The sequence below is a fragment of the Mycobacterium sp. NGS57 genome (genome assembly GCF_059812405.1).
This window is the reverse complement of the sequence record NZ_JCALCP010000003.1, coordinates 43,796-53,922: the sequence shown is the minus strand read 5'-3', so window position 1 is coordinate 53,922 and position 10,127 is coordinate 43,796. Positions and strand designations below refer to the sequence as shown.

The 10,127-nt window shown below is 71.1% G+C and carries 10 protein-coding genes and 1 pseudogene; 4 read left to right on the top strand and 7 right to left on the bottom strand.

Annotation, left to right across the window (positions count from 1 at the left end; all coding sequences use genetic code 11):
• Positions 1–49: 49 nt before the first annotated feature.
• Positions 50–409 (bottom strand): hypothetical protein, encoded by a 360-nt coding sequence (locus AC5Y43_RS06650; RefSeq protein ID WP_499970603.1) that lies wholly within the window; start codon positions 407–409, stop codon positions 50–52.
• Positions 410–587: 178 nt separating this feature from the next.
• Here AC5Y43_RS06650 and rbpA point away from each other — a divergent pair, with 178 nt between their 5' ends.
• Positions 588–923 (top strand): RNA polymerase-binding protein RbpA, encoded by a 336-nt coding sequence (gene rbpA, locus AC5Y43_RS06645; RefSeq protein WP_499965881.1) that lies wholly within the window; start codon positions 588–590, stop codon positions 921–923.
• Between the two features lie 13 nt (positions 924–936).
• Here rbpA and lnt read toward each other — a convergent pair.
• From lnt to AC5Y43_RS06630, 3 genes and pseudogenes are all read right to left on the bottom strand, one after another.
• Positions 937–3,509: pseudogene (gene lnt, locus AC5Y43_RS06640) on the bottom strand (apolipoprotein N-acyltransferase).
• Between the two features lie 130 nt (positions 3,510–3,639).
• A complete protein-coding gene (locus tag AC5Y43_RS06635; RefSeq protein ID WP_499971493.1) occupies positions 3,640–5,172 on the bottom strand; it encodes an amidohydrolase in 1,533 nt (510 codons plus the stop codon).
• Positions 5,173–5,274: 102 nt separating this feature from the next.
• Positions 5,275–5,781, bottom strand: a complete 507-nt coding sequence (locus AC5Y43_RS06630) for an FxsA family protein (RefSeq protein ID WP_499970602.1) — start codon at positions 5,779–5,781, stop codon at positions 5,275–5,277.
• Between the two features lie 73 nt (positions 5,782–5,854).
• Here AC5Y43_RS06630 and AC5Y43_RS06625 point away from each other — a divergent pair, with 73 nt between their 5' ends.
• Positions 5,855–6,553 (top strand): dienelactone hydrolase family protein, encoded by a 699-nt coding sequence (locus tag AC5Y43_RS06625; protein ID WP_499970601.1) that lies wholly within the window; start codon positions 5,855–5,857, stop codon positions 6,551–6,553.
• A 9-nt stretch (positions 6,554–6,562) separates the two neighbouring features.
• Here the strand turns inward: AC5Y43_RS06625 and AC5Y43_RS06620 are convergent, their stop codons facing one another.
• Together AC5Y43_RS06620 and AC5Y43_RS06615 are read right to left on the bottom strand one after the other, a co-directional pair.
• The gene (locus AC5Y43_RS06620) at positions 6,563–7,417 is read right to left on the bottom strand and encodes a type 1 glutamine amidotransferase domain-containing protein (protein ID WP_499970599.1); all 855 of its coding nucleotides are present in this window, start codon (positions 7,415–7,417) and stop codon (positions 6,563–6,565) included.
• Positions 7,418–7,432: 15 nt separating this feature from the next.
• Positions 7,433–7,819 carry a PPOX class F420-dependent oxidoreductase gene (locus AC5Y43_RS06615; protein WP_499970597.1) on the bottom strand — a complete coding sequence of 129 codons (387 nt, stop codon included), beginning with the start codon at positions 7,817–7,819 and terminating at the stop codon, positions 7,433–7,435.
• Positions 7,820–7,931: 112 nt separating this feature from the next.
• Between AC5Y43_RS06615 and AC5Y43_RS06610 the strand changes: the two genes are divergently transcribed.
• Positions 7,932–8,603 carry a TetR/AcrR family transcriptional regulator gene (locus AC5Y43_RS06610; protein WP_499970595.1) on the top strand — a complete coding sequence of 224 codons (672 nt, stop codon included), beginning with the start codon at positions 7,932–7,934 and terminating at the stop codon, positions 8,601–8,603.
• 12 nt (positions 8,604–8,615) lie between these two features.
• Positions 8,616–9,419 (top strand): SDR family NAD(P)-dependent oxidoreductase, encoded by an 804-nt coding sequence (locus AC5Y43_RS06605; RefSeq protein WP_499970593.1) that lies wholly within the window; start codon positions 8,616–8,618, stop codon positions 9,417–9,419.
• 56 nt (positions 9,420–9,475) lie between these two features.
• On the opposite strand, the gene AC5Y43_RS06600 is transcribed toward AC5Y43_RS06605, so the two are convergent.
• Positions 9,476–10,030, bottom strand: coding sequence for a TetR/AcrR family transcriptional regulator (locus AC5Y43_RS06600; RefSeq protein ID WP_499970591.1), 555 nt, complete (start codon positions 10,028–10,030; stop codon positions 9,476–9,478).
• Between the last annotated feature and the right edge of the window lie 97 nt (positions 10,031–10,127).

Below are 10,127 nucleotides of genomic sequence, written 5' to 3'. Positions count from 1 at the left end.
CCATGGCGCGACTGTACCTGGATATCCATTGCTGGTGGTCAAAGGCGAGTTAGACACCCGCCCGGCGCCAGCCGTCGGCGGCGCGGACGGCCCGGATCAGCACGTCACACAGCTCACGCAGCTCGGTCGGCGCGGCCCCCTCGTCGAGCGCCGTGGCGACGTCCTCGGCGGCGCACCGCACCTGGTAAACGCGATCCGACAGGTCGGCGGCGTCGTCGGCGGACAGCACCACCGCATCGGCGGGCAAGGCCGGCACCACGTCCGTCCCGCCTTTGGTCAACGCGGCCCGCTGCTCGTAAGCGCGCTGCCGGCAGGACTGCCGGCAGTACTGGCGGCGACGGCCCAAACCGGCGTCGGTCACGTCCCGACCGCACCAGCGGCACGGTTGGGGGCGGGCGCGACGGGGCACGCCTGCCGACTTTAGTCGGCGCTGCGCCATTGTCCCGGTATCATGAATGGTCGCGTCGCGTATGCCGAGTGTCGGCATGGGAACTACGCAGACCGTACATAACGTTTGCCAACCGGGACAGAACGAGACACCCGTCAACCCCGTCAATACAGCCCAGCAGATCTAAGGAGTAGCACGCATGGCCGATCGCGTCCTGAGAGGCAGTCGCCTTGGCGCCGTGAGCTACGAGACCGACCGCAACCACGACCTCGCGCCGCGCCAGATCGCGCGGTACCGCACCGAGAACGGCGAGGAGTTCGAGGTCCCCTTCGCCGACGACGCCGACATCCCCGGCACCTGGCTGTGCCGCAATGGCATGGAAGGCACCCTCATCGAGGGCGACCTGCCCGAGCCCAAGAAGGTCAAGCCGCCGCGCACGCACTGGGACATGTTGCTGGAGCGCCGCACCGTCGACGAGCTCGAAGAGCTGCTCAAGGAGCGCCTTGAGCTGATCCGGTCGCGCCGCCGCGGCTAGCTCGGCCCCGCGATTACGTGCGGTTGTCCGCGCGCGTGGTGTCCCTGCGCGCCCGGCGCCCCTCGACGCCCCACCGGGTGACCTTGACCAGCGCCTCGCGAATGTTGGAGCCGCTCATCTTGGAGACGCCGAGTTCCCGCTCGGTGAAGGTGATCGGCACCTCGGCGATGACGAACCCGTTGCCGACGGTGCGCCAGGTCAGGTCGATCTGGAAGCAATAGCCCTTGGAGTCCACCGCCTCGAGCCCGATCGCCTCGAGGACCTCGCGGCGGTAGGCACGGTAGCCCGCGGTGATGTCATGCACACCGATGCCCAGCGCGAGCCGCGCGTAGGTGTTGGCCGTCCACGACAGCGCCCAGCGCCGCCACGGCCAGTTCCGCACGGCGCCCCCGTCGACGTAGCGGGAACCGATGGCCAGGTCGGCCCCGGCGTCGACGGCGTCCAGCAACAGATGCAGCTGTTCGGGGGCGTGGCTGCCGTCGGCGTCCATCTCGACGAGCACCGAATAGTCACGGCTCAGGCCCCACGCGAAGCCCGCCAGATACGCCGCACCCAGGCCGTCCTTCTCGGTGCGATGCATCACGTGCGTGCGGCCGGGATCGGCCGCGGCCAGCTCGTCGGCGAGCTGACCGGTGCCGTCGGGGCTGCTGTCGTCGACGATGAGCAGGTGCACAGCGGGGCACGCGTCCTTGAGGCGCCGGTAGATCACCGGCAGGTTTTCCCGCTCGTTGAACGTCGGGATGATCACCAGGACGCGCTCGCTGGGACGGTTGCCCGTGGCCCGGGGCGCCGGCTGGCCGGTGGTCATGTAGCTCCTCTGTCGTTACTGTCTCGCCCGACATCAGGTCGGCCGTCCTCCTCGGACGGGGTGTGGTGCGCGGTGTCCGTGTTGCCCACGTCGGGCGGGGTCTCGCCCGGGGGCTTCGCGGCATCTTCGGATTCCCCGCGCCGCCCGGATCTCAGGCGAACCGGACGCGCGAACCATCCATTCTGCCGTATCCCGACCAGGATGGCCGCTGTGGCCACGATGACCAAAGCCCACTGCACGATCGGGCCCCAGCGGGTCGCCGGCGTCAGCTTCGTCTTGAGGCGCACCTGCATGTCCAGGTAGGCGGGCTCGAAGAAGTCCGTGCGCACCAGCTCGGCGCCGTCCGGAGCGAGGACCGCGCTGACCCCCGTGGTGCCGGCGACCAGGACGTATCGGTCGTGCTCGACGGCCCGCACCTTGGCGAACGCCAGCTGCTGTTCGCTCATCGTCTTGTTGAAGGTGGCGTTGTTGCTGGGCACGGCGAGCAACTGGGCGCCATTGAGGACCGCCTTGCGCGGAGCCCGTTCGAAGATCACCTCCCAGCAGGTGGATACGCCGACGGGCACCCCGGCGATGTGCACCACGCCGCTGCTGGTGCCGGGCACCATGTGGCCGGCCCGGTCGGCGTAGCCGGACAGGTGCTTGAACAGCCACGGCATCGGCAGGTACTCGCCGAACGGCTGCACGATTTCCTTGTCGTGGCGGTCGGCCGGCCCGGTGACGGGGTTCCACACGATCACCGTGTTGGTGTACTGCGGGGTTTCCGGCGGGCGGCCGGGCACGTCGAGCACGGTTCCGATCAGTATCGGCGCGCCGATCGCGGCGACGGCGCGCGCGATCTGCTCGGCGGCGTCGCCGTTGGCCAGGGGGTCGATGTCGGACGAGTCCTCCGGCCAGATCACGAATTGCGGCTGGGGGGCGGCGCCAGAGCGCACGTCCTCGGCCAGCCGCAGTGTCTCGCGGACGTGGTTGTCCAGCACCGCCCGGCGTTGCGCGTTGAAATCGAGGCCGAGTCGCGGCACGTTGCCCTGCACCACCGCGACGGTGACCGGCGGTTCCCCGCCCGATCCCGCGCCGGCATGGCGCACCTGAGGCCAGACGACGACGGCGGCGAATAGCACCAGGCAGATGCAGATCCCCGGCAGCACCACGGCGGGCGGCTTGGCGTCCTCGGCGGCCGGCGCGTGGCTTTTCCACCACTTCACGATCGCCAGCGCGATCGCGGTCGCGCTGAACCCCACCAGCATGACCGCCGTGGACAGCAGCGCGACGCCGCCGAGTTGAACCAGCGGCAGCAGGGGGCCCTCCGTCTGGCCGAACGCCACCGAGCCCCAGGAAAAGCCGCCGAACGGCCACGTGGCCTTCAGCCACTCCTGGGCCGCCCATACCAGCGCGAACCAGACCGGCCAGCCGGGCAGCCGCCGCACGACGACGGCGCACAGGCCGAAGAGCCCCGGAAACAGCGCACACGTCGTCGCCAGCACCAGCCAGGGCACGGCACCCACCAACGTGCTGATCCACGGCAGCAGCGGCAGGTAGAAGGCCAGGCCGAACAGGAATCCGTAGCCCGCACCGCCCGCGGGCGTCGTGGCAGGGTGCGTCAGCACCCGCCCCAGCAGCGCGGCGGCGACGACGGCGGCCCACCACCAGTTCAGGGCGGGGAAGCTGGCGTAGAGCAGCAAGCCGCCCGCCACCGCGAGCAGCAGGCGCGGCAGGCGCGGCCGCAGTGCCGCCCACGCGCCGGGCAGGCGCGCGATCGCCGCCGCGAGCAGTCCCACCAGCGTCCGTCGCGCGGCGGCGCCCACCCGGGCGGGCAGCCCGGGTGCCTCGTCGCGCTCGGGCTCGTCGGTGGGCTCGACGATGGCCTCCGGGTCCTGGTCGGGCAGCTCGTGGCGGCCGGACCCCTCGCTAGCCATGGATGACGGCGCCCCGATGCACGGTGCGGCGGCAGCGCGGCAGGGCGTCGGCCGGCCCCAGGCGCGGCAAGGCGGGCACCCGGGAACGCGGATCGGTAGACCAGCGCTGGACGGCGTCGCGAGGCGCGTGGACGGCGAGTTCCGCGGCGTCCCACACGGCATAGGAGGCCGGCGCGCCGGGGACCAGCGTCCCCGCGTGGCCGTCGCGGATACCGCAGGCCCGCCAGCCGCCGCGGGTCGCCGCGGCGAATGCGGCCCGCGCCGACACCGCGCTGCCCGGCGTGCGGTGGTTGACCGCCGCGCGCACGCTCACCCACGGGTCGAGGCCCGTGACCGGGGCGTCGGAACCTAGCGCGAGGGGCACGCCTTGGGATGCTAACAGCGCGAGTGGGTTGAGTTGAGCGCCTCGTTCGGCGCCGAGTCGCCGTGCATACATGCCGTCGGCGCCGCCCCACAGCGCATCGAAATTGGGCTGCACGCTGGCGATGACGCCCCATGCGCCGAGCTTGGCGGCCTGCTCGGCGGTGACCATCTCCAGATGCTCGAGGCGGTGCCCGCAGCGGGCGACCGCGGCCGCCCCGAGGTCCGCGACGACGCGTTCAATGGCGGCGACCGCCGTCGAGACCGCGGCGTCGCCGATGACGTGGAAACCCGCCGTGATCTCCGCCTCGGTGCACGCCCGGACATGGGCTTCGACGGTGCCGGCCTCCAGGTGGCAGGTGCCGACGCGGTCCGGGACGTCGGCGTAGGGCTCGTGCAGCCACGCGGTGCGCGATCCCAGCGCCCCGTCGATGAACAGGTCGCCCGCCAGCCCGCGGGCTCCCGTCTCGGCCATCAGCGCGCGCGCCTCCGCGGCGGTGCTGACCGCCTCGCCCCAGTAGCCGATGACCTCGACGCCGTGCTCGAGGTCGCGCAGGCTGTTCCAGTCGCCGCGCCCCCCGATCTCCGGCCCCGCGCATTCGTGTACGGCGACGATGCCTGCCGCGGCGGCGGCGTCCAGCGCGGCCGTCCGGGCGTCGGCGAGCTGTTGCGGTGTGAGCAGGTCACGGGCGACGGCCCGGACCAGGTGGTGGGCGTCGCCCACCAGGGGCCGGTCGGAAGCGAAACCCGCTGCCGCGGGAAGTTCCGGGACCAGCCGTCGCAGCCCGGTTGAAGCCAGCGCGGAGTGGACGTCGACGCGGGTCAGGTAGGCAGGCCGGTCGCCGAGGACCGCGTCCAGCTCGGCCGTGCTCGGCGGCGCGTTCTCCGGCCACGACGACTCGTCCCAGCCGTGGCCCCACACAGGCCGGCCGGGGTGGGCGGCCGCGTAGTCGGCGAGCAGCCGCAGGCAGTGGGCGCGCGACGCGGCGGGTTTGAGGTCGAGGCCGCTGTGGGTCAGCCCGGTTGCGGTCAGGTGGATGTGGCTGTCCACAAAGCCCGGCGCGACGAAGCCGCCGTTTAGGTCCACGACGTCGGCGTCCGGAAACCGGCCGCGTCCGACGGCGTCGCTGCCCAGCCAGGCGATGACGTCGCCGCGGACGGCCATCGCGGTGGCGTCGGGGTGGGTCGGGCTGTGCACCCGGCCGTTGACCAGCAGCGTGGTCGTTGTGTCGCGCACAGGCCAAAACTACGTGTAACGGCGGGCCGATCAGTCCCAGCCCGGGTGCCCCGGGTGTCCGCCGCGTGCCTCGTGCGGCACCGCGGGCGGGGCGACGTCGCGGACGTCGACAACCTCGCCGTCGATGTAGTCCCCGTAGTCGGGCTGGTTGCGCAGGTCGTTGCCCGGGGGCATGCGTCGCCGCACACCGCGCAGCCCGAGCGCGGCCAGCCCCGGGCGGGCGACGGCGCGAATCGGCGGCACCAGCAGTAACACCCCCACGACGGTGGTAACCACGCCGGGGACCAGGACCAGGACTATGGCCAGCGTGACGAGCGCCCCGTCGCTCGCCGCGCGCCGCGGGTCGGTCAGCCCCGACCGCAGGTGCCCGAGTTGGCGGACGAGGTGCGACCCGGCCATCGGCGCCAGCAGGCCCCACCCGAGCACGAAGCTGCCCAGCAGGACCACCAGCGCCCAGCCCCATCCGACGGTCGAAACCAGCGCGATGACCGCCGCCAGTTCGACGACGGCGTAGATCAGTAACAGCCGCGACACCATGTGATGCCAACGACTGCCGACCGGCGTCGAGTTCCCCTGGTGGTGTCGGTCCAGGCTGCAGTTAGATGACGGTATGACGACGATTCAGATCGACACGCCCGAGGGACCGATCGACGCGCTGCTGAACCTGCCCGAGGGCCAGGGCCCGCGACCGGGAGTGGTGGTGATCCACGACGCGTTCGGGTACGGCCGCGACAAGAAGTCGATCAACGAGCGCATCGCCCGCGCCGGCTATGTGGCGCTCACCCCGAACATGTACGCGCGCGGCGGGCGCATCCGCTGCATCACCCGGGTCATGAAGGAGCTGCAGACCCAACGGGGGCGCGCCCTCGACGACATCCTGGCGGCCCGCGACCACCTCAAGGCGATGCCCGAGTGCTCCGGGCAGGTGGGCATCGCGGGCTTCTGCATGGGCGGCCAGTTTGCGATCCTTATGTCGCCCAAAGGCTTTGGCGCCGCCGCGCCGTTCTACGGAACTCCCCTGCCCCGCAAACTCGACGAGGTCCTCGACGGCGCGTGCCCGATCGTCGCGAGTTTCGGCGGGAAGGATCCGCTGGGTAAGGGCGCGCCCGAGAAATTCCGGGCGGCGACCGAGGCCAAGCAGATACCCACCGACATCAAGGTGTATCCCGGCGTCGGGCACAGCTTCGCCAACACCCTGCCCGCCCAGCCGCTGCTACGCGTCGCGGGTTTCGGTTACGACGAGGACGCCACCGAAGACGCGTGGACGCGGATCTTCGCGTTCTTCGGTGAGCACCTGGCGGTGGGTTAACCGTTTGTCTCACTTGATCTTTCGGGATACCACGGTTGCGAAGGTGTGCGTGTCGCCGGGCCAGCGCGCCGACACGTAGCGGCCGTCGTCGACGACGAACGCCGGGCGCGCATCGGTGGCGGTGTCGCGCGCCAGCCCCGATGACTTGAGCCGCCAGCGCGGCGACCCGCGGGCGACGTCACGGAAGTCCGCCGGATCCGCAAGGGCGCGTGTGACTTCCGACTGCACCGACAGGTAGCCGCCGGGCTGGCCGGGCTCCTCGGTATACGTGCGGTAGTAGTCGCGGTCCCAGAATCGGGTGATCCGGGTGAGCCGCCACGCCAGGCGCTCCATCGCCCAGGTCAGCGCCGTGGTCTTGTGGCCGTAGAGCACCGAACGGCCGGTCGCCGGGTCGACGCTGCGCGCGGCGAGCAGCACGCCGTGGCAGATCGCGGCCACGACCAGCCCTCGGGTGAAGGCGTCCACGACGAGCCGCTGCAGGATGTCGCTGTCGACGTAGCTGCGCATGCCGCGGGCGCGGTGTCCCCCGGGCAACAGCAGCGCGTCAAAGCCGTCGAGGGACGCCTGCGCCCACCTGGCGGGGTGCTGAAACTCCGTTGATCGCAACATGTCCCGGTACGCGGCGCGGCCGTCCCGGTTGGCCCGCAGCGCCAGGCCGACGAGCGGGACGGATCCCAGCACCGGCAGTTTTGACCAGGCGTCGAGCCCGCGGCCGGTCACCATGATGTCGTCGGCCACCCCGCTCACGCCGGTCTCGGTGGCGAAGACGACCCGGTGGCCGTCGCGCGTCAGCACCCGCCAGCTCACCGCGACCTCGGTCGGGTCGAAGTCACGGTCCGGGATCGGGATGAGGACGGTGCCCATCTGTCCCCAATTGCCCTAGCCGGGCGCGACTTTCAGCTCGAGCCCGACGTTGTTCTGCATGCCGCCGCGCAGCTTGCTGACGAAGTTGAACACCTTGCCCACGATGCCGTAGCGCCGCCCGATCGCGTCGTACACGGCGCCCGTCTGCGACTTGTCCAGGATCGCGGCGGTGCCCTCGACGGCCTCGCTCGTCGGACGGCCGTTGATGGTGCAGGTGGCCAGCGTCACCCGCGGGGTGTTGCGGATCCGCTTGACCTTCCACGACTTTGCCTCGGTGATGACCAGCAACCGGTCCCCGTCGGCCGCGGCCCAGATCGGGACCGGCTTGGGTCGGCCGTCCTTGGTGAAGGTGGTCAACAGGATGTATTGCGCCTTGGCGAGGTCGGCGAAGGTGGGCGTCACCGTGTCAACCTACCTCGCCGGGGCCGCGTCGGCCGCGCCGTTGACATTGGCGTCCCCAGGCTGCGATAGTGAGCGGCATTAAACGAAAATACTATTTTCATTTAAGGGCCCGGTGAGCGACCAGCACACGGCGCCCCCTCGCACGCGGCGGCGCGACAAACTGAGCCCGGACCCCACGGTGCGCCGGGAGATCCTGGCCGCCGCGTCGACGACGCTGCGGGAGCAGGGCATCGAGGGGTTCAGCATCGCCGCGGTCCTCGAGCGCGCCGAGTTGGGCACCCGAGCCTTCTACCGGCATTTCGGCTCCAGGGACGAACTGGTGGCCGCGCTGTTCCTGGAGATGGCGCGCGTCGAGGAACGCCGCCTGCGCCGCCGCATGGCGGCCGCCGCCACCGAAATCGGCGCGGTCGCGGCGTGGATCGACGGGCGGCTCGACCTGGCGTTCGACGACAACGTCCGATCCGACCTGCGCCGCGTGTCGCTCGAGGCGCAATCGCAGATGTTCGCCTCCCCCAAGCTGATCCAGCCCGCCTACGAACGGTTGCTCAAGCCGCTGAGCGAGGCCCTGCAGCGCGGCCAGCAGCGCGGGGTGTTTCCGCGCATCGACCCGGCGGGCGACGCGCAGGCCATCCACGGCGCGGTGTGGGCGGCCACCGAGCGGCAATGGGCGACCGGCGATCGCGACCGCGACGGTGTGCGCCGGCGCCTGCTGCGCTTCTGCCTGGGCGGGCTCGGCGTGGCACGGGAAGCGATCTTTCGCTTTGAGCAACCACGTAGCAACTGAAGGGAGAAGTGGATGGACCTGGGTTTCGCCGGAGCGACGGCCGTGGTCACGGGAGGCAGCAAGGGCATGGGGCTGGCCATCGCTGAAACCCTTGCGGCCGAGGGGGCCAGCGTCGCGGTGATGGCCAGAGGCCAGGGAGCGCTCGACGCGGCGGTGGCGTCGCTGCGCGCCGCGGGCGCCCCGGACGCCGTCGGCATCGGCGTGGACATGGCCGACGCCGATTCCATCGCCGCCGCCTTCGCTGAGGTGTCGAGGCGGTGGGGACGCCTCAATTGCCTGGTCCACACGATCGGCCCGGCCGACGGCTATTTCGAGCAGATGGACGACGCCGAGTGGGAGGCCGCGTTCGCGCTCGGCACGATGTCGGCCGTGCGATCGATTCGCGCCTCGTTGCCGCTGCTGCGCGCCGCGGACTGGGCCCGCATCGTCACGCTGTCGGCGCACTCGATTCAGCGGCAGAACCCGCGCATCGTCGCCTACACGGCGTCGAAGGCCGCTTTGGCCAGCGTCACCAAGAACCTCTCGAAAAGCCTTGCCGCGGACGGCATCCTCGTCAACTGCGTGTGCCCGGGAACCATCGTCACCGCCAGCTTCACCGAGGTGCTCAAGGACATCCTCGCCGCCGACGGCCTGGACGCCGCCGACCCGGTGGACGTCATGACGTGGATCGACAACAACTTTCATCAGCCGTGCGACCTGGGGCGCGCCGGGCTGCCGGAGGAGGTCGCGTCGATCACCGCCTACCTGGCGTCGCGGCGCAACGGCTACGTCACCGGCGCCACGGTCAACGTGGACGGCGGCTCGGACTTCATCTGACGGGCTGCCGCTCAGCTTCGAGACCGGCTTTGGCGGCCGTCGTTGGCGACATGGCGTCAACCTGCGGCAAATTGCGCGGAGAGCACACGCCGCACCCGCCGGAGCGGGGTCGGCGACCGTTGCGCCACCGACATGATGACCGCGCCCTCCACGGCGGCAACCGCGGTGGTGGCCAGATCGGCGGCCGCCGATCGCTCCACACCGGCTTCGCGGAGGAGCTGAGCCAACAGGCCCTCCCACGCGCTGAACGCCGCTGCCGCCACGTCGGCGGCCGCAGGTGCCTGCGCGCGACCCAACGTCGCCGCGACGATCGGGCAGCCCGCCGTGTAGTCACTGTCGGCCAGCATCGATTCCCACATCTGCAGGAAGGCGCCCACCGCCCGCGCGGGATCGTCGTCGCGCATGCAGTCCCGGATGGCGGCGGTGAGCTCGGCGCCGGCGGCGTCGGTTGCTGCCTCGACGAGGTCCGGTTTGCCGCCGGGGAAGTTCAGATAGAGCGTTCGGCGTGCCAGGCCGGAGTGGTCGAGCAGCGCCGACACGCTGGCGCCGGCGACTCCGGCGGTCCGAATGAGCGCAATTGCGCTGGTAATCAAGCGCTCCCGTGCGGACATGACCTTCCTCACCTTCGCCCGTCAAGACCCACTTGCGGTAGACCGATTATTCTACTAGATTGCTATCGCAGGTAGACCGATCGATCTATCGAAGCGA